Here is an 18,643-nt window from a genome sequence, read left to right as displayed (position 1 = left end):
AAGCCCACCCCACCCCACAAGAATATTTATTGTTTGTGAAACAGGCAGGAAAGCCTATTGAGGAAAACCGTACCATAAAATTCACTCTTTGTGGAACAGGCATCTTGCCTGTTCATAAAAAAGTTAAATCAAATTTCTCCAACTATAAAACCCCCTAATCATGCCAAGTCGTAACACTTTGCACCTGCCAAAAATCGAACTTTCATACCTAGAATGGAAGCCAGAACCAGGTAAAAAAAAAGTTCCGCGTTTGCTGCTGCTGCACGGTTTAGCAGATAGTGCGTGTGTCTGGAGTAGCTTGGGCGATTATTTGTCGAACCGCTATCATATTGTAGCGCCAGATATGCGCGGTCACGGAGAAAGTAGCAAACCGAAAACAGGCTATACTTTTGAAAGTGCGATCGCAGATTTAGAAGCTTTGATGGCACATCTCAACTGGTCAGACGCCCACATTTTAGGACATTCTTGGACGGGCAAACTAGCAGCGATTTGGGCAAGGCAAAATCCCGATCGCTTTTGCAGTATGATTTTAGTAGACCCCATCTTCATCACCAAACTGCCCGCCGCGATGAAACTCACCCTGCCAATTGTTTACCGAAAATTAGACTGTCTCAAATGTATGGGCCCGTTTGCGACTTTAGCCCAAGCAGAAGCAGCAGCAAAACAATCGGGAGAATACGCAGATTGGAGTGACGTGCAGCAAATGGTATTCCAACAGCAAATAGAACAAAAATCAGACGGAACTTGGGGCAGTAAATTTGCGATTCCAGCGAGAAATCAGATATTTGCAGAAGTGATGAAAGTTGCCGGTTTAACTGAAAATATTGAGATCCCGACTTTGTTTTTACAGCCGGAAAAAGGCGTAAATCGCATGGATTGGCAAATGCAGCCATACAAGAGATACTTGAAAAATCTTACTGTTGCAAAAGTACCCGGGAATCACTGGTCTTTTTTGACTCAACCAGAAACTTTTAATCAAACTGTGGCAGATTTTTTAGAGGGTGCAAGACAGTGAATGTAGAAATTATCGCACATCGGGGATTTTCGGCGATTGCCCCCGAGAATACTTTAGCAGCTTTTGAACTGGCGATCGCCCGTGGATCTCATTCGATCGAATTTGACATCCAGCTATCCGCCGACAACGTACCAGTGATTTTTCACGACGCAACACTGGAGAGAATCACGGGAGTTTCTGGCAAAGTTAGGGAAACAACCCTGTCTCAATTACAGACATTTAATGCGGGAAAATGGTTTAGCGATGAATTTTCACAAGAAAAAATTCCTACTTTAAAAGCCGCATTAACCATACTCAAAAAGGTTGACAAATTTCTTTACTTTGATGTCAAACCTCACTGCGAGTGGTCTGACGCAGATGTCACGGATTTTGTCAATACTTTGAAGAGCGCAGAGATCCAACATAAATGCGTTATTACTTCCTTTAACGATGGATTTCTGGAACAAGTGCGGCGGCTATCTGGCGATTTGGCGATCGGACACATTGTTGCTAATCTAGAAGCGTACAAAACTCAATTTGCTCACGCTGTGGCGCATCGGGATAATTTGATTAGCAGTCTGTATCGCGTGTTGCTGGAAAACCCCGCACTAATTCAAGAAAGCCGGAGTCAGGGAGTTGACATTGTGGCCTGGACGGTGGACGATCGAGCGGATATGCAAAAGTTACTTGATTTGGGTATAACGCGGATAGTCACTAATTGTTTGATATAATTTGTTTAACTTGATATCTTGCACCATTATCAAGAACGGGCAAGATGCCCGTTCCACAAAACTCAATTAATAGATGAATTACTTTCGCACAAGCATCCACGAAATGTCTGGCTATGTGCCGGGGGAACAGCCACCGCTAGGCACAAAAATTATTAAACTAAATTCTAATGAAAATCCCTATCCACCTTCTCCAAAAGCCTTAAAAGTGCTTCAGGAAATAGACGGAGAAATGCTGCGGCGCTATCCCGATCCAACTGGCAAAGTTTTCCGCATTGCTGCTAGTAACGTTTTTGGAGTTGGTGACGAGTGGATTGTTGTAGGTAACGGCAGCGACGATTTATTAAACTTGATAGTTCGCGCTGTGGGCGAATCAGGGAAACAGATTGTTTGTCCCGCGCCTACCTACGTCTTGTACCGCACTTTGGCAGAAATTCAAGATGCAGAGTTTGTTGAAGTTCCTTATCCCGACGACTACAAGTTACCCGTCGATTTGCTAATAGCAGCCCAGGGTGCAGTGACATTTGTAGCTTCGCCAAACAGTCCATCGGGAACAGCCATATCTGTTGCAGATTTGGAGAAACTGGCTAAAGAGTTATCGGGCATTCTTGTTATCGACGAAGCTTATGTAGATTTCGCCGAAGACAATGCTTTGAACTTGACAAAAAAGTACAGTAATGTTATAGTTTTGAGGACGCTTTCAAAAGGTTATTCCCTAGCAGGATTGAGGCTGGGTTTTGGCATAGCAAATCCGGCGCTGCTGGCAGAATTAAATAAAATCAAAGACAGCTATAATGTGGATGCTTTAGCCTATGCAGTGGGGGCGGCTGCGATCGCAGAGCAAGACCACAAAATAGCCAACGCCGAAAAGATTAAGGCTTCCAGAGTAAAACTAGCCGTTAGCTTCAAGGAATTAGGCTTTGATGTTTGGCCCTCCCAAACCAACTTTTTGTTAGTTAGGCCACCAAACGGCGATGCAGAAAGAATTTATCAAACACTGAAAGTACAGGGAATATTGATTCGATACTTCAATCAGCCGCGATTAGAAGACAAATTGCGGATTAGTGTAGGTACGGAGGAACAAAATCACATATTAGTTAAAACTTTGAAAGAAATCCTATAAATAACGATCGCACTAAAATTACTTTATAGTGATGAGTTTAGTCCTCTGATTGGTATGAAGACTTGCATTCCTCACTACCAACAGCTTGATTACGGATAATTATTAGGATTATCAATCGCCAATCCTTCCGACTGAGCAATATCCAGCAATGGGTTGTCCGCCGAAACAAAAACCAGTCGAGTTTCTGGCTGCGAAAGGAGAGTAGTAGATTGAAAGCGCAAAGCCGAGGCTAACTGTACAGAATCATAAGCGCGCAGCGGATGTTGCATCACCAATGCGGTGGCTGTTTCTATCAAAGTTTGATCGACATCTATGACTCGGTATTCATTTTCAAAATCCTCCCTAACTTTTTGCCCAATTAAATCAAAGCGCTCCGCAGACAAACTTCTATCCCGCAGACGGCGTGCAAAAGCGCTGTGTACCTCCACCCAAGTAATCTGGCTAATCGCTAAATCGTTATCTCTAGCAGGATCGGTAATCGATAAAATCCACTCACTGCCTATTTCAGGCACGTATCGTTTGACTAAAGCGCTAGTATCCAGAAAATAAGCATTTACCACGGGCCACGATCCTCGATAACGATTTCTGAGAGAGGCTTACCTGGTAGCGGTTCCATTTTTTCCATCAATTCGCGCCACTGCTGCGCGCGCTTGATTAATTCGGCTCGATCGAGCTTACCCTGTTTCTTTGGCAAACGCACCAATCCTCGTACATCCATCAACTTAATCGCCTTTTCGCTATCGCCCTGGACTTCTTCCGGCGAAACTTCCGGTACAATTGTGATTTGCACAGTTTCCCCATCATTCAATGACAAAGGACTCAAGGGACGAAAAACCCCGTTTTCGTAGATAGCAGTAATAGTTTCTGGCATAATTACCCTCTTAATTAAATGCTTTGACTTATTGTACTTCTTGTAACTACTTCGTTGCCACCACAGCCAAATTCCAAGCCAAGCGCTTCATCAAAGGCAACTTCTTCACAAACCCATCCAACCCTTCCAACCGAGAGTATTCTGCTTTCAATCTCTCTTGTTCAATGATAATCTTTTTCCAATAACGCTCCTCATTCGGATGCACTTTTTCGATCAAATAAAAGCGCAAAAAAATCCAAAGCGATGTCAGCCAAAACGTATCATAAGCAGTCTCCGAAAACAAAGAATTGACAAAATTTACAATATTAATATCCAAAGGAGTTTCATCCTCCGTCCGCACCTCAGTCGCCATCCTGCGGTAAACATTAATCACCGGATTGTGCTTCATCGGGTCCCAAAAGCAAGCTTTACCCCCAGGCTTCAGCACGCGGTGCATTTCGCGAATTGCCTTTTCAGGTTCCGGCAAATGGTGCAGCAAATTAGAAGCGTAAACAATATCAAAACTATTGTCCGGGAAATCCAGCGCCATTGCATTCACCGTGCAGCCGTCTATTTGGACGCCGTTTTTCTCAGCCAATTTCAGAGCAACTTCTACCATGCCCTGAGAATAGTCGGCCGCCACACAATTGGCACCTTTTTTAGCAAAATAAACGCTATTTTCTCCCGCGCCGCAGCCTAAATCTAAGAGGCGTTTACCTGTAATATCGCCCATTTGCTGGACGATAAATCTATTTTCTGGGGCGGTACAAGCTTCAAAGTAATCATTGACTCGAATGCCGTCAATATCGATCGTAGATGCCCAAGCATCGTGGAATTGTCGCTCTTTTTTTAAAGTTTCGTCTTGCATTTTTCAAGAGTTTGTTATTGGTAAAAAAAAGTATTTTTAAACCGCAGATAAACCCGGCTCAAGGCAGATTAATTGAGATTTATCTGCTTCGATCTGGGTTCGTCTGCGGCTTGTTTCAAGAAAAATGGCTGACAAGAAATTTATCAGCGCTGTGCTTCTGCAACAACTTCATTTCTGATCTGGGTTGGCTGTTCCGAGGCTTTTTCCGCACTATGCTGCAATGCCTGATACAGGCGATTTAAAGCGCTGATGTATGCTTCTGCAGACGCTACGATAATGTCGGTATTTGCCGAGTGACCGGAAAATACTTTGCCTTCGTGGCGCAAGCGAATTGTTACTTCGCCGATCGCATCTATTCCCGCGGTCACCGACTGTACAGAAAACTCGATCAACTCGTTCGGTACGTTTACCACCCGGTTAATCGCCCTGTAAATCGCATCCACAGGCCCAGTGCCGATCGCAGCATCGGTCAATTCTTCGCCCGCGGGGTTCCGCACAGTGACAGTTGCTGTTGGGCGAGATTTGTCGCCGCAGGAAACTTGCACCAATTCTAATCGGAATAGTTCCGGTGCTTGGTGCACTTCGTTATTGGCGATCGCCTCTAAATCCCAATCCGTAATCTCTTTTTTCTTGTCTGCCAAATCTTTAAACTTGACAAAAGCCTTATTTAGCTCATCGTCGGCCATTTCAAAACCCAACTCTTTCAAGCGAGTGTGAAATGCGTGGCGGCCGGATAATTTACCCAAGACGATTTGATTTTCCGTCAAGCCGATCGACTCAGCGTCCATAATCTCGTATGTCCGCTTATTTTTCAGCACCCCGTCTTGGTGAATTCCCGACTCGTGAGCGAAAGCATTTGCCCCGACAATCGCCTTATTTGGCTGCACCAACATCCCCGTCAAATTGGAAACCAAGCGCGATGTTTTGTAAATTTGGCGTGAGTCAATATTTGTCAGCGGTTCCTCAGAGTCCGCAGGCCGGCCCAAGAACGGATTATAATATTGACGCCGTACATAAAGCGCCATTACCAACTCTTCCAGAGCCGCATTTCCCGCCCGTTCGCCAATCCCGTTAATCGTGCATTCTAACTGTCTGGCACCATTTTTTACGGCTTCCAAAAAGTTAGCAACAGCCAATCCTAAGTCATTGTGACCGTGCACCGAAATAATTGCGCGATCGATATTCGGCACATTTTCCTTAATTCCGCGAATCAAAGCCCCAAATTCGCTCGGAGTAGTGTAGCCGACAGTATCGGGAATATTAACAGTAGTCGCACCCGCTGCGATCGCCCGTTCTAGAACCTGATACAAAAACTCCGGTTCCGATCGACAAGCATCTTCCGGCGAAAACTCCACATCATCCACAAAAGACTTAGCGTAAGCCACCATTTCCGGCACAATTTCCAGAACCTCAGCCCGCGTCTTTTTCAGCTTATACTCCAAGTGAATATCAGACGTAGCCAGAAACGTATGAATTCGCGAATTTACTGCTGGTTTCAGAGCCTCTGCTGCTGTTTTAATATCCTCCTTTCTCGCCCGTGCTAAACCGCAAATTGTCGGGCCATCTTCCGTGCCAACCGATCGGGCTATTTTTTGGACTGCCTCGAAATCTCCGGTGCTGGTGAAAGGGAAACCCGCTTCTATCACATCCACGCCCAATCTCGCTAACTGGCGAGCGATCGTCAGTTTTTCATCAACATTCAGAGATGCACCCGGAGATTGTTCTCCGTCCCGCAAAGTCGTATCGAAAATAATAATCCGGTCTTGACTTGGTTGAGTTTTCATAGCTCTAAAAAAGTGTTTTCCTGATTTTTACTTGTCCGTTTTTCTGGATTTTTAGCCTCCAGTCACCAGTCCCCTGTCTCGCGCCAATAACGAATAATTAATAACCCCTAACCCATAACTACTGACTAATGACTGCTGACTAATGACTAATGACTAATAACTAATGACTAATGACTAATGACTAATAACTACTGACTAATAATCCATCTTTTCGATATGTTCCCTAATTTCATTTAGGTCTATATACCTATCTGTAGCATTTCTTAACTCTCTAGCAATCATTCCTTCGGTTGATACCACAGTAATATGAGTATTTTTCGAGCGGAGCAGCTCGATCGCCCGCTCAAAATCGCCATCCCCGCTAAACAGCACAACTTGGTCGTATTGATCCACGGTATTAAACATATCAACCACAATTTCTATGTCTAAATTAGCCTTTTGAGAATATCTGCCCGAAGCATCGTCGTAATATTCCTTAAGAATTTTAGTGCGAACCGTGTAACCTAGACTGATCAAAGCATCTCGAAATCCCCTTTGATCTTGGGGGTCTTTCAGACCCGTATACCAGAAAGCATTGATCAAGATGACATTCGGCTGCGAAGTTTTGAAATATTCGAGCACCCTGCGAGGATCAAAAAACCAGCCGTTCTTTTGTTGAGCGTAGAACATATTGTTCCCGTCCACAAAAATAGAAAGGCGGTTCATTAAGTTTGTCATAGAAACTTAGACCTAATAATTGTAGAAAGAAGTTAATCTAAATATCACATTTTAGCAACATGGAGCTAACTGAGGCAATAGATTAAACTTCAGAAAACTCCATCTCCCCAGTATTTCATATTTTCGGCTCTACCGCCAGAGGGTTATTTTAAGCCTGCTTGCATTTGAGCGAGGGACCCTCACAAACTATACGCCTACTAACTCAATACCGGCTGCCGTGTCAAGGTTAATGGCGCCTTCAAACTACCGCCGTCGCCCTACCGCCAAGCAGGCATACCGAAGCGCATAGCAGTAGATTTTGCTCCCCTGATTTCATAGCGCAGACTACCTCCGCTTAAGCCTTTTTGCTTTCAAGAGCCCAGCGAGCTAACTCTGTCCGGTTGTGCAGACCTGTTTTGCCCAGCATATTGCTGACGTGGCTTTCGATAGTCCGCTGGCTGACATTCATCACGTCTGCGATCTGGCGGTTTGCCATACCCTGCGCTAGCAACTGTACCACCTTTAACTCCGTGGGAGTCAATTCGACATTGCGGCGCGCCTTAATTTTTGGGCCACTCTCCATACCGGGATTGGAGTGGCGAATTAAGCGGGATGCTGCTTTCAGAGAAGATTCCACTTGGGCTACCAGTTCTTCTGGTTCAAAAGGCTTGACTATATAAACGTCAGCCCCAGTGCTCAAGCCTTTTACTCGGTCTGAACTTTGACCTTTTGCGGACAAGAAAAGAACCGGAATCCAGTTAGTGCGAGGGTCTTCTCTGATGTGTTTGACTAAAGTGTAGCCGTCCATTTCCGGCATCATCACATCGCAGATAATCAAGTCGGGAACTTCTTGTTCGAGTTTTTCCAGAGCGTCTCTGCCGTTTTCTGCTGTAATGACGTTGTAACCCCGAAACTCCAAGTAGTCCTTGACGAGCAAGATCAAGTTGGGGTCGTCGTCAACCAGCATCAGCCGTTTTTGCTCTCCTGAATTATTGTCCTTTGTCATGTTTATTCCCGCTAAAGTATCCCGCACGCTTCCTTGTTTTCACTTCTGTTTTTTCCGTCAGTCCCCCGCCACCAGGCTGGGGGTGGAGGACGACGGTCGGCTGAAGGGATGGCGGTGAGGGAAAGCGGGGCGGGTATTACCGCTTTCCAACCTAATAATTGACGGCTGTTTGTCAGTGTCTTATGACCTGGAATGCAGCCCAAACCTGTAATGGACGATCGCCCTATCAAGATCAGCCTTGATTGATTGGAGACTCCCTAACAGAGCCCAAGTTAAATATTTAATCCTGATCGGTTCAATTTCAGGTTAATGCCCCGGTTTTAAATGATACTTCTGATATAGAGAAATTTAAGCAGACTCCCTACTTACGTATTTAACTGCTTCTAGTGTAGTTTGGCAACCTGCTTAGTGTCTGCCACTGAGAAATTTTTGCACAAAATTTCACAGTTCCTCTGATCGATTTTTTTTACTGTACCTTTTGAGAAACACAAGGAACACGGGAAGCCGCACGAAGACAATCACCTACCTACAGTTTTATTGAACTGTAGCAGGTGCGATCGCCCGGACGCCAAAGTGTCTCAAATTCTCACCCTTAACCTTAAATTTAACACTTTACCTATAACCCTGTACTTTAAACAGCGCTACACTTAAATGTTTGGCTCCGCCTCAGGAGGCACAGGCAAAGGATGAGTCAAGAAAGCGTATTCTTGAACTACCTTTGAGTTTAGGAGATGTTCCTGAATAATTCTCTCAATGACGGGTGGAGTAACGTCGCGATACCACACTCCGTCTGGATAGACTACCATAATCGGGCCAGACGCGCACACTCGCAGGCAATTGGCTTTGGTGCGAAAAACGCAGGTTGGTCGAGTGGCATTTGGCTTGTCCAACCCCAATTCTTGCAAGCGTTTTTTTAAGTAATTCCACGCCTCCAGACTCGTTTGCCGATCGCAGCACTTGGGCACGGTTTGGTCGGCACAGATAAAAATATGCCGCTCGATTTGAGCGATTCCCAGGCTTTGGACGCAAGCGCTCAAGCCTTGGCTGCAAGATTCCTCGTTATTTTCTGTCATTGTATTCATCAATCAAAAGTAATTGCTTAGCGGTCGAAAGTCATCACCACAGCCCCCACTCCCCCCTCTGCTTCCCTCCAACTCATGCTCGGTTCGGGAACCCGTACTGACAACTAAGTTGCGATCGCCCCTGACTAAAGCTAAATTAGCACTCAGGAGTCGAGAGTGCTAATATGTCAGTTGTAAGTAGTCCGCTGTTGCTTTCATCGTGACCCCTGACGACTGACTCACGACAATCTGTAATCTGGAGATTTATTTATGGCAGCAGTATCACTGAGTGTTTCTACCGTTAAACCGTTAGGCGAGCGCGTGTTCGTAAAAGTAAGCGCTAGCGAAGAAAAAACCGCCGGCGGCATCCTTCTGCCTGACACAGCGAAAGAAAAGCCCCAAGTAGGCGAAGTCGCGGCCGTGGGCCCTGGCAAGCGCAATGACGACGGCAGCCGCACTGAAATGGAAGTCAAAGTCGGCGACAAAGTTCTCTACTCGAAGTACGCCGGCACCGACATCAAACTCGGCACAGACGAATACGTCTTGCTTGCAGAAAAAGACATTCTGGCGATCGTTAACTAATTAATCATTAGTCATCAGTCATTAGTCATCAGTCATCAGTCATTAGTTTAAAGCGAACGCCGCCAAACAACTAATGACACGGGACAAATGACTAAAATCCATCATCCCCAATCCAAAATCTCAAACCCTCTCATCCCCAAAAACTATGGCTAAGCGTATTATCTACAACGAAAATGCACGTCGCGCCCTCGAACGCGGTATGGACATTTTGGCCGAAGCAGTGGCTGTAACTCTCGGCCCCAAAGGCCGCAACGTGGTTCTCGAAAAGAAATTCGGAGCTCCTCAAATCGTCAATGACGGCGTTACCATCGCCAAAGAAATCGAACTAGAAGACCATGTAGAAAATACAGGCGTTGCTCTAATTCGTCAAGCAGCTTCCAAAACCAACGACGCAGCAGGCGACGGCACCACAACTGCTACCGTTTTGGCTCACGCAATGGTCAAAGAAGGCCTGCGGAACGTAGCTGCGGGTGCAAATGCGATCGCCCTCAAGCGCGGTGTTGACAAAGCAACCACGTTTTTGGTAGAAAAAATTGCCGAACACGCCAAACAAGTAGAAGATTCCAAAGCCATCGCTCAAGTCGGCTCCATCTCTGCTGGTAACGACGATGAAGTCGGCCAAATGATTGCCAACGCAATGGACAAGGTGGGCAAGGAAGGCGTGATTTCCCTGGAAGAAGGGAAGTCTATGACCACCGAATTGGAAATCACCGAAGGGATGCGCTTCGACAAAGGCTACATTTCTCCCTACTTCGTCACCGACACCGAACGGATGGAAGCGATTCTCGAAGAACCCTTCATCTTGCTGACAGACAAGAAAATCGCTTTGGTACAAGATTTAGTACCCGTGCTCGAACAAGTAGCTCGTTCCGGCCGCCCGCTGTTGATCATTGCAGAAGACATTGAGAAAGAAGCTCTAGCTACCCTCGTTGTCAACAAACTGCGCGGTGTGTTGAACGTGACTGCTGTTAAAGCACCCGGTTTTGGCGATCGACGCAAAGCCATGTTAGAAGATATCGCCGTATTGACCGGCGGTCAACTAATCACCGAAGATGCCGGTTTGAAACTGGAAAACACCAAGCTCGACATGATCGGCAAAGCTCGCCGCATCACCATCACCAAAGACAGCACCACAATTGTTGCCGAAGGTAACGAAGCTGCCGTCAAGTCCCGCTGCGAACAAATTCGCCGTCAAATGGAGGAAACCGAGTCTTCCTACGACAAAGAGAAGCTGCAAGAACGTTTGGCAAAATTGGCTGGCGGCGTCGCAGTCATCAAAGTCGGCGCAGCTACCGAAACAGAAATGAAGGATCGCAAACTGCGTCTTGAAGATGCGATCAACGCTACCAAAGCTGCTGTAGAAGAAGGAATTGTTCCTGGCGGCGGTACAACTTTGGCTCACCTGACTCCTCAATTGGAAGAGTGGGCGAATAGCACTCTGAAGGGCGAAGAGTTGACTGGTGCTTTGATTGTTGCACGGGCTCTGGCTGCTCCTCTGAAGCGGATTGCTGAAAATGCTGGTTTGAATGGCGCTGTCATCGCTGAGCGCGTCAAAGAAAAGCCATTTAACGTTGGTTTCAACGCAGCGACAAATGAGTTTGTCGATATGTTTGAAGCTGGTATCGTTGACCCTGCGAAGGTGACTCGTTCTGCTCTGCAAAATGCAGCATCTATTGCTGGCATGGTGCTGACAACCGAGTGCATCGTCGTTGACAAGCCCGAACCGAAGGATGGCGCTGCTGCTGGCGCTGGCGGCGGCATGGGCGGCGGCGACTTCGATTACTAAGTCGATCGTTTGATGGGGCGGGCTTTAGGGCCCGCCTTTTTAAGAGACAAAATTGCTGTTTCCTGATGGTGACAGCAATGTTTTTTTGGGGCTGACTAAACTGCTCTACCAGTGTAATAATACTGCTCTAACAGTATAATAATACTGTTAGAGCAGTGTAATAATACTGCTCTAACAGTATAATAATACTGCTCTACTGGTATAATGAAAACAGTGATTACCAGTCAAGCAATTAAATTGCAAGAGGTCAGGCCAATGTCAGCCACCATCACAATTAGCCCTAGCGAAATTCGGCAGATATTTCAGCCCCGCACGTCCAGCGCTTCAAGGTTTTGGGAATTGGCTCAAAAAGCAAACAATTTAGCTGTAATAATTGAAGACCGTTGGGAAAAAATTCCTGCTGAAACGCAAGAATTACTCAAAGTTTTTGCCTATGCTTTCATGGAACCGCCTCAAGGAATTAAAGAGAGGTTGCTTAAATTTGTGGGGCTTTTTTCTTTGGCTATGGCTTTACCTTGGATTGTACTTAAAGGTGAACTCGATAGTTTTGTAGCTTATATTAACGCCTTTAATAGACTTATTAATGCGATTTTGAGTGGAGTAGAACGGGAAGATATTGCTTATCAAAAAACACTATCTGAAGCCCTGGAACAGACTTTTGCAGAGTTAGAAACTATCGAGGCGATGACAGCGGAGGAGGCCTGTGAACGGATCAGAGCAATTTCATATCAAGCTCTCGAAGAACTTTGATAAAACTCAGCAAAAACTAATCCGCGATCGCTATCGTAAAAATCAGGCAGGATTAGTAAAATTTGTCGAATTAATCCAAAAATTTATCAAATTTCTGAGTATTGACCCCCGTCCCCGTCCACCGTTGGGACATTTAGAGCCTTGGCCTAAAGGCTCTAGCCGTGATGGATTAGAATTGTGGAAGCTGGAGTTTAAAATGCCTCAGCTTCGTGGAGCCGCTGAACAGGGGCGACTTATATATTTGTTAGATATTACAAAAAAAGAAGTTGTGTTGGTGTGGATTTACACGCACGCAGAATTTGAGAAACGACCACCGGATCAGAATCTAAAGCGTTTATTGCTCGAAATTATGGAGAATTATGAAGTTTCCGATAAAAGTAACAACTTAGCCGACAGTGGAGACGGTGAAACTGGAGAGGACAAAGTTGGAGAAAATAAATCAAATGACAGTTAAGGTGCATAATCAAAATGTGGCTTTTATTACCTCTCAATAACCAGGCACACCATTTATGAAACTTTATCACACTCCCATTTCCACCAACTCCCGCCGCGTGTGGGTCGCCCTTTTAGAAAAAAACCTCGATTTTGAATTAATAGAAATCCACTTGGACGGCGATCACTTGCAGTCTGAATTTGTGGCAATCAATCCTTTTCACCGCATCCCTGTTTTGGTCGATGATGGCTTCACCGTCTTCGAGTCTCTGGCAATTCTTGACTATCTAGAAACGAAGTATCCCGAACCGGCAATGCTCCCGAAAGAACCGCAAGATTTGGCAGTTGTGAAAATGGTAGAATTGGTCACGATTAACGAACTTGGGCCGGCCCTTTCCCCCCTCATCAGCGAAAAAATGGGCTGGGGAAATCCTGAACCTCAAGCAATAAAAAAGGCGAAGGAAAAAGTCAATACTGTGCTGGCATTTTTTGAAGGTTTGTTGGACGATCGCCCTTTTTTCGGTAGCAACAATGTGACGTTTGCCGAGTGCACTGCCGGTACCGTCGTGCCTTTGCTGTCGTCGCAGGTTGGTGTATCCATAGATGGTTATCCAAAAATTCAAGCTTGGTGCGATCGACTAATGTCGCGTCCCTCATGGCAGCAAACTCAATTCACCGAGGCAGATGTGGCGGCTTTCGCATCTCGGAGACAAAAATTTCTCGCACAATCTGAAGCCTCATGAACCAATCAATTGTCAAGCGATCGCTCTTTTTCCTAGCTGTGTTTACCTGCATCCAAATTCCCATCGCAGCAATGGGGCAGGCTGCCGCCCGATCGAACTACGAAGCAATTAACGCTAAACAGTTCCTTGCCGAGCGCAAAATTACCGTCTCCAAGCCCAAAGAGATCGCAGCAAAACTCTTTAGCAGTGACCAAGAATCTGAAGGCAGAAAAAGCGACCAAATTTCAGTTGAATATCCCACGCGAGAAACAGCCGTAATTGTCCAAACCGTGGTCGGTTTAGCTGACGATTCTGTTGCTGCAATGCGACACCGCATCGAACTCAGACTCAGGCAAAATAAGTGGGAAATTGTCTGGATTGGCCGACAATCGAAGTGTCAACCAAATCGCGGACACCAAGATTGGGCAAGCGGCCGCTGTCAGTAGAAAGGTCGATCGGCTTTTTGCTTAAATTCATTCACTCTGCGTGCGTTGCCAGGCACGAAGCTAGGACTTAACCCAACCGACGAAAAACAGAGGCCCAGAAAGATTCGCTACCGCTGCTTCCCGATAGAAATAAGTTATTCATTCGTAAGCCCCAGAAGCAGTCTGGACTCCGCGTTGTTCCCTGGCTGCGCGATAATCTTAAAACTATTTTCGGTGTCGATCGCTCTTTTTGACTAAAAGAGCGATCGAACTCAGAAGTTTACTTGCACATGATCAAATTTCCAGCCGAGATGAATCCGGCCACAGGGGCTGAAATCTCAACCCAATTGCGGTCTTCTCCATTCTTATCTCTCACTAACTGGAAATTCGGTACAAGCGTTACTTGACCGTTAGCAGCTACGCCACCTTTAACCGCAGCAGTCTTTGAAGGCTCCGTGCGGATAGCTAGACCCCTCGGCGCTACGCGAGGTTCTACTTGGCGGCACAGACTTACGGGGCCCGTTGCTGGTGCTGGTGCTGGTGCTGGTGCTGGTGCTGGTGCTGGTGCTGGTGCTGGTGCTGGTGCTGGTGCTGGTGCTGGCGCTGGTGCTGGTGCTGGTGCTGGTGCTGGTGCTGGTGCTGGCGCTGGTGCTGGTGCGGGTGCCGGTGCCGGTGCTGGTGTCGCTGCCGGTGCCGGTGCTGGTGTCGCTGCCGGTGCTGGACTTGGAGTCCGTGCCGGTGCAGGTGTCGCTGCCGGTGCAGGACTTGGACTCGGTGCTGGTGTCGCAGCAGGTGCCGGTGCTGGTGTCGCTGCCGGTGCGGGTGCGGGTGCCGGACTAGGGGAAGGAGTTTGACTAATTGTGCTTGCTGTCGTGCACGAACCTAAATTAGCCTCGTTGTTGGGGTATCCGGTAGCTACATACCCTTTTACAGGAGCGGTAATTTGAATCCACAGGCGGCCGTCGGAGGCTTTAACAGAAGTAGCGCTTTGGGGCACCGTTACCTGAGTGTTAATTGCTACACCGCCAACTCTAGGGGATTTGGGATCTGGGTTTTGGCGAACGGTCAAACCTTCTTTGGGAGTGACTGTGCGGCAAATGTTGCCAGCTTGGGCTATTTGAAAGGTGGCGCTATCTTCAAATGAACTATTTTCAGCATCCTGACTGGCAGTGGATGTTGATGGGGTGGCAACATTTGCCGCATTCGCTTGCAAACTTCCGGCTGCGATGGCGATCGCGCCCAGCAATGCAGCGGGTTTGTTCCAGTAACTCAAGTTTTTCATTCCGTTCAACTCCTCATCTAATCAAAACCATTATCTTTATTGCAGGTCAATATAGCAAAAAAATCGATTTGTCTTCCAGGAAAAAGCTCTAATAACATTTTTTATGGCTGTAAGTCAAGTTTTATCTATATAATTTAATTTTTGCTGAGAGTTAAGCCAAGACAAATTAAGCTGGTGCGCCTATAAATTGCTCGTTATGGCAGAGCGACGGAGGGGGAGAAGACGAGAGGGGCAGAGCGGGGAGAGTGGGGGAGTGGGAGAGTGGAGGAGTCAATAGTTAACTGTTAACTGTTTAAATGCGCGACAGTTTACCAGAAAAATTGGGTTTAAAGCCCCGTCCTTAGAGGACGGCTTTAGTTTCTATAAAGTGTAAAGAATGATTAAACATACGCATTTTGTAAACATAGTGTTTCGTAATACGGTAAGATATTTGAATGATAACATTAGAGTTTAAGTTGAAAGGCAAAGCGAAGCAATACCGAGTCATTGACGAGATGATTAGGACGGCTCAATTTGTCCGAAATAAAACTCTTAGGTATTGGACAGAGAATCAAGGGGTTAAGTTAGTTGACCTGTACAAACAATGCGCCATTATGGCAAAAGAGTTTGAATGGGCAGGTAAGCTTAATTCGATGGCACGTCAGGCTTCGGCCGAACGTGCCATTTTTGCTATCCAACGTTTTTTTGCTAATTGTAAAGCCAAGAAACCAGGAAAAAAGGGATACCCGCAGTTCAAGAAACACACTCGTTCGGTCGAATACAAAACGTCAGGATGGCTACTTTCTACCGACAAAAGATGTCTGACATTTAAAGACGGTTTTGCTGCTGGTAAGTTTAAGTTGATCGGTAATCGGGATTTGCATTTCTATGCGCCTGACGAGATCAAACGAATCAGAGTTGTGCGTCGTGCCGACGGCTACTATGCCCAATTCTGTATTAACGTGGAGCGAAAAGAGGAGCCTATTTTCACTGGGAAAGCTATTGGGATAGATGTGGGATAGAACCACTTTTATACTGATAGCGATGGTGAGACGTTTGCCAACCCTCGCTATCTTCGTAAAAGTGAAAAAGCTTTGAAAAGATTGCAGAAGCGGATTTCTCGAAAGAAGAAAGGTTCGAGCAATCGAAGAAAAGCGATCAACAAGTTAGGAAGAAAGCATCTGAAAGTCAGCAGGCAGCGCAAAGACTTCGCCATTAAGACGGCGTTGTGCGTGGTAAAATCTAGCGATTTTGTAGCCTACGAAGATCTTCAGGTGCGGAATATGGTGAAAAACCATAAGCTTGCCAAATCAATTAGTGATGCAGCGTGGTCACAATTTGCACAATGGTTAGAATACTTTGGAAAAGTGTACGACAGAACAGTAATTGCTGTTGCACCTGTGTACACTTCTCAAGACTGTTCAAGCTGTGGCAATACTGTCTTGAAAACACTTTCAACTCGCACCCATATTTGCGGTTGCGGTACGACATTGGATCGGGATCACAACGCTGGTCGCAATATTTTGGCTAAAGGGTTGAAGCAAGCAGGAATCACTTTAAATACGGCGGGGCACGCCGAAATTAACGCTTGGGGACAGACCGATCTCTACTCGTTCGTGGCAGCATCAACGAGCAAATCGACTGATTGATCCAAGAATCCTCGCGTCTTCAGACCGAGGAGTGTCAATAGGAATGCAAGTCATTTGTTGTCCGTCAAGATCTTGTCAGGTGTTCGTTAAACCATTTAGCTGCCAGTTGTTGCACTTGAGTAATATTTTGCTGCATTTCAGGTGAATTCTTGGCAGCTTCGAGAGCGAGATGGTGCTTGAGGTGCTCCAAGATTCTGAGTGACAGGCGATTGGTGCGATCGACCCGATCGTCCTAGTCGGGTGCCGCAAGCCACATACACTTCTTCGATCTCGCTCACATAACTCAAATGTCGATCGCACCTTACTTAAAGTTGGGGCAAACAGCGCAAATCCCTAGCATTGACCCGATGGGTGGCCTCAATTTGATAAAATCTTCCAAAACGGAAACCCATCGGCTTTAGACAGGGTTGTGTTTTTGTGGCTAAAGCCGCCGCGCGATCGGTCAACGACAGTGGCGGTCGCTGTTTCCAAACAGTTTTGTTCCTGTGGAGATATTTCCATTAACGATTCTAGTCGCCGCAACGCCGGCTTGTAGTTCCTAGACTTCAGGTACCCTTAGTTCTGGCTCTTAAGTAAGGAACTTGGATGGTTTCTTTATATTTACTCGCTGACGCTTTACTTGGCCTGCTGCGATTCTATCTCGCCTGTCTGTTTAAAGATACAAGGGGCAGGTTGAGCCAACAAAATAGACAATCAGCACAAAACCTCCGAACAAAACCAGCCCGCTCAAATTAGGAACCAAATATTGGTGCAATTTCTGATTTAATTATATTGATATAGCAACCGCACTCGACGGTTAGGACATTTTTTCTTGCTGAAACTAATGAGGTAGGTTCCTTCTGAATGGGAGCATATTAATGAGAGTAAAAATCATTTTTTTTGAGGGCGAGCGGGAAGCTCGCACGCACAAGAAGAGTAAAAGCACAACTGATCTTCTCTCTTCTTCCTTCTCTCCTAGATAGCTCAAGCTTTCTTCCTCCTGCTATACAATGACCAAAGCGTTAAATATTTTTGCAGTGACAAAAACTACTAACAAAAAAGACGGCAAATCCTCTAAGTATCCCTTGGACGGTCTATCTTTAGACGATCGCAATCCCGACTTCATTCAGCTTTTGTTGCCAGTCTGGGAATGGCTGTACCGCTACTATTTTCGCGTACAAAGCGACGGCTGGCACCACGTACCAGCGAGCGGAAAAATGCTCGTTGTCGGTTCTCACAATGGGGGAATCGCCGTTCCAGATATGTTTATGTTCCTCTACGAATGGTTCCGCAGGTACGGCACGGAACGCTTGGCCTACGGATTGATGCACCCGACGGTTTGGCAAGTTTCTCCTGATATTGCTAGCATGGCGGTTCAGTGTGGTGCCCTCAAGGCGCATCCGAAAATGGCGATCGCAGCTTTGCGCCAAAATGCCCCTGTTCTCGTCTATCCGGGCGGCGCCCAAGATGTTTTTCGCCCCCACCATTTGCGCGATCAAATCTACTTTGCCGGACGCAAGGGATTTATCAAATTAGCATTGCGAGAAGAAGTGCCAATTATACCAATAATATCCCACGGCGCCCACGATACTTTGATAGTTTTGGGAGATTTGTACGAACAAATTAAGCAATTGCATGAATGGGGGATGCCGTGGTTGTTGGGCATCGATCCAGTGGTATTTCCGGTGTATTTGGGATTGCCTTGGGGACTGGGTATTGGGCCTTTGCCGAACCTGCCTTTACCCGTGCAAATTCGGACTCGCGTCTGCGAACCGATTGTATTTGAGAAGTACGGTTCGGAGGCGGCGCGCGATCGCGATTATGTTGATGCTTGTTTCGATTTAGTTACAAATCAAATGCAAGAACAATTAGATTGTTTGGTTGGCAATTGAGAATTGCAGGACTATCAAATTATCATAGGTTCGATCGAAAATAAGGACGATCGAC

At 46.3% G+C, this 18,643-nt stretch carries 17 protein-coding genes and 2 pseudogenes; 11 read left to right on the top strand and 8 right to left on the bottom strand.

What is annotated here, in order from left to right; all coding sequences use genetic code 11:
• Positions 1-157: 157 nt before the first annotated feature.
• The 3 genes from D0A34_06035 to hisC all read left to right on the top strand — a co-directional run bounded on the left by D0A34_06035 (position 158) and on the right by hisC (position 2,845).
• Positions 158-1,015, top strand: coding sequence for an alpha/beta hydrolase (locus tag D0A34_06035; GenBank protein ID UNU18491.1), 858 nt, complete (start codon positions 158-160; stop codon positions 1,013-1,015).
• Entirely contained in the window at positions 1,012-1,725 is a 714-nt protein-coding gene (locus tag D0A34_06030) for a glycerophosphodiester phosphodiesterase (GenBank protein ID UNU18490.1), read from the top strand. The genes D0A34_06035 and D0A34_06030 overlap by 4 nt, the downstream gene beginning before the upstream one ends.
• A gap of 73 nt (positions 1,726-1,798) precedes the next feature.
• Positions 1,799-2,845 carry a histidinol-phosphate transaminase gene (gene hisC, locus D0A34_06025; GenBank protein UNU18489.1) on the top strand — a complete coding sequence of 349 codons (1,047 nt, stop codon included), beginning with the start codon at positions 1,799-1,801 and terminating at the stop codon, positions 2,843-2,845.
• An 89-nt stretch (positions 2,846-2,934) separates the two neighbouring features.
• Here hisC and D0A34_06020 read toward each other — a convergent pair whose 3' ends face one another.
• From D0A34_06020 to D0A34_05990, 7 genes are all read right to left on the bottom strand, one after another.
• Entirely contained in the window at positions 2,935-3,405 is a 471-nt protein-coding gene (locus tag D0A34_06020; protein UNU18488.1) for a PIN domain-containing protein, read from the bottom strand.
• Positions 3,399-3,716: a DUF104 domain-containing protein gene (locus D0A34_06015; protein UNU18487.1), complete on the bottom strand. Its 318-nt coding sequence runs from the start codon at positions 3,714-3,716 to the stop codon at positions 3,399-3,401. Before D0A34_06015 ends, D0A34_06020 begins: the two co-directional genes overlap by 7 nt.
• Positions 3,717-3,762: 46 nt before the next feature.
• Positions 3,763-4,563 carry a class I SAM-dependent methyltransferase gene (locus D0A34_06010; protein UNU18486.1) on the bottom strand — a complete coding sequence of 267 codons (801 nt, stop codon included), beginning with the start codon at positions 4,561-4,563 and terminating at the stop codon, positions 3,763-3,765.
• A gap of 143 nt (positions 4,564-4,706) precedes the next feature.
• Positions 4,707-6,347: a 2-isopropylmalate synthase gene (locus D0A34_06005; GenBank protein UNU18485.1), complete on the bottom strand. Its 1,641-nt coding sequence runs from the start codon at positions 6,345-6,347 to the stop codon at positions 4,707-4,709.
• A gap of 195 nt (positions 6,348-6,542) precedes the next feature.
• On the bottom strand, positions 6,543-7,064 hold the full coding sequence (locus D0A34_06000; GenBank protein UNU18484.1) for an NYN domain-containing protein: 522 nt from the start codon (positions 7,062-7,064) through the stop codon (positions 6,543-6,545).
• Positions 7,065-7,398: 334 nt separating this feature from the next.
• A complete protein-coding gene (locus tag D0A34_05995; protein UNU22190.1) occupies positions 7,399-8,049 on the bottom strand; it encodes a DNA-binding response regulator in 651 nt (216 codons plus the stop codon).
• 647 nt (positions 8,050-8,696) lie between these two features.
• Entirely contained in the window at positions 8,697-9,122 is a 426-nt protein-coding gene (locus D0A34_05990; GenBank protein ID UNU18483.1) for a ferredoxin, read from the bottom strand.
• Between the two features lie 258 nt (positions 9,123-9,380).
• On the opposite strand from D0A34_05990, the gene D0A34_05985 reads away from it, so the two are divergent.
• From D0A34_05985 to D0A34_05960, 6 genes and pseudogenes are all read left to right on the top strand, one after another.
• Positions 9,381-9,692 (top strand): co-chaperone GroES, encoded by a 312-nt coding sequence (locus D0A34_05985; GenBank protein ID UNU18482.1) that lies wholly within the window; start codon positions 9,381-9,383, stop codon positions 9,690-9,692.
• A gap of 145 nt (positions 9,693-9,837) precedes the next feature.
• Positions 9,838-11,478 (top strand): chaperonin GroEL, encoded by a 1,641-nt coding sequence (groL, locus tag D0A34_05980; GenBank protein UNU18481.1) that lies wholly within the window; start codon positions 9,838-9,840, stop codon positions 11,476-11,478.
• A gap of 204 nt (positions 11,479-11,682) precedes the next feature.
• Complete coding sequence (locus D0A34_05975) at positions 11,683-12,228, top strand: hypothetical protein (protein ID UNU18480.1); 546 nt, start codon at positions 11,683-11,685, stop codon at positions 12,226-12,228.
• On the top strand, positions 12,182-12,682 hold the full coding sequence (locus D0A34_05970; GenBank protein UNU18479.1) for a hypothetical protein: 501 nt from the start codon (positions 12,182-12,184) through the stop codon (positions 12,680-12,682). The genes D0A34_05975 and D0A34_05970 overlap by 47 nt, the downstream gene beginning before the upstream one ends.
• Positions 12,683-12,737: 55 nt before the next feature.
• Positions 12,738-13,403 carry a glutathione S-transferase family protein gene (locus D0A34_05965; GenBank protein ID UNU18478.1) on the top strand — a complete coding sequence of 222 codons (666 nt, stop codon included), beginning with the start codon at positions 12,738-12,740 and terminating at the stop codon, positions 13,401-13,403.
• A pseudogene (locus D0A34_05960) lies at positions 13,400-13,726 on the top strand (hypothetical protein). Before D0A34_05965 ends, D0A34_05960 begins: the two are co-directional and overlap by 4 nt.
• Before the next feature lie 361 nt (positions 13,727-14,087).
• On the opposite strand, the gene D0A34_05955 reads toward D0A34_05960, so the two are convergent.
• The gene (locus tag D0A34_05955; protein ID UNU18477.1) at positions 14,088-15,089 is read right to left on the bottom strand and encodes an SH3 domain-containing protein; all 1,002 of its coding nucleotides are present in this window, start codon (positions 15,087-15,089) and stop codon (positions 14,088-14,090) included.
• A 434-nt stretch (positions 15,090-15,523) separates the two neighbouring features.
• On the opposite strand from D0A34_05955, the pseudogene D0A34_05950 reads away from it, so the two are divergent.
• Positions 15,524-16,717 (top strand): annotated as a pseudogene (locus D0A34_05950) (transposase).
• A 1,064-nt stretch (positions 16,718-17,781) separates the two neighbouring features.
• Complete coding sequence (locus tag D0A34_05945) at positions 17,782-18,588, top strand: glycerol acyltransferase (GenBank protein UNU22189.1); 807 nt, start codon at positions 17,782-17,784, stop codon at positions 18,586-18,588.
• The last annotated feature ends 55 nt before the right edge of the window (positions 18,589-18,643 follow it).

The organism is Microcoleus vaginatus PCC 9802, assembly GCA_022701275.1.
Taxonomy (GTDB): Bacteria; Cyanobacteriota; Cyanobacteriia; order Cyanobacteriales; family Microcoleaceae; genus Microcoleus; species Microcoleus vaginatus_A.
The sequence above is the reverse complement of the archived record's forward strand: the minus strand, read 5'-3'. Positions and strand labels throughout refer to the sequence as shown.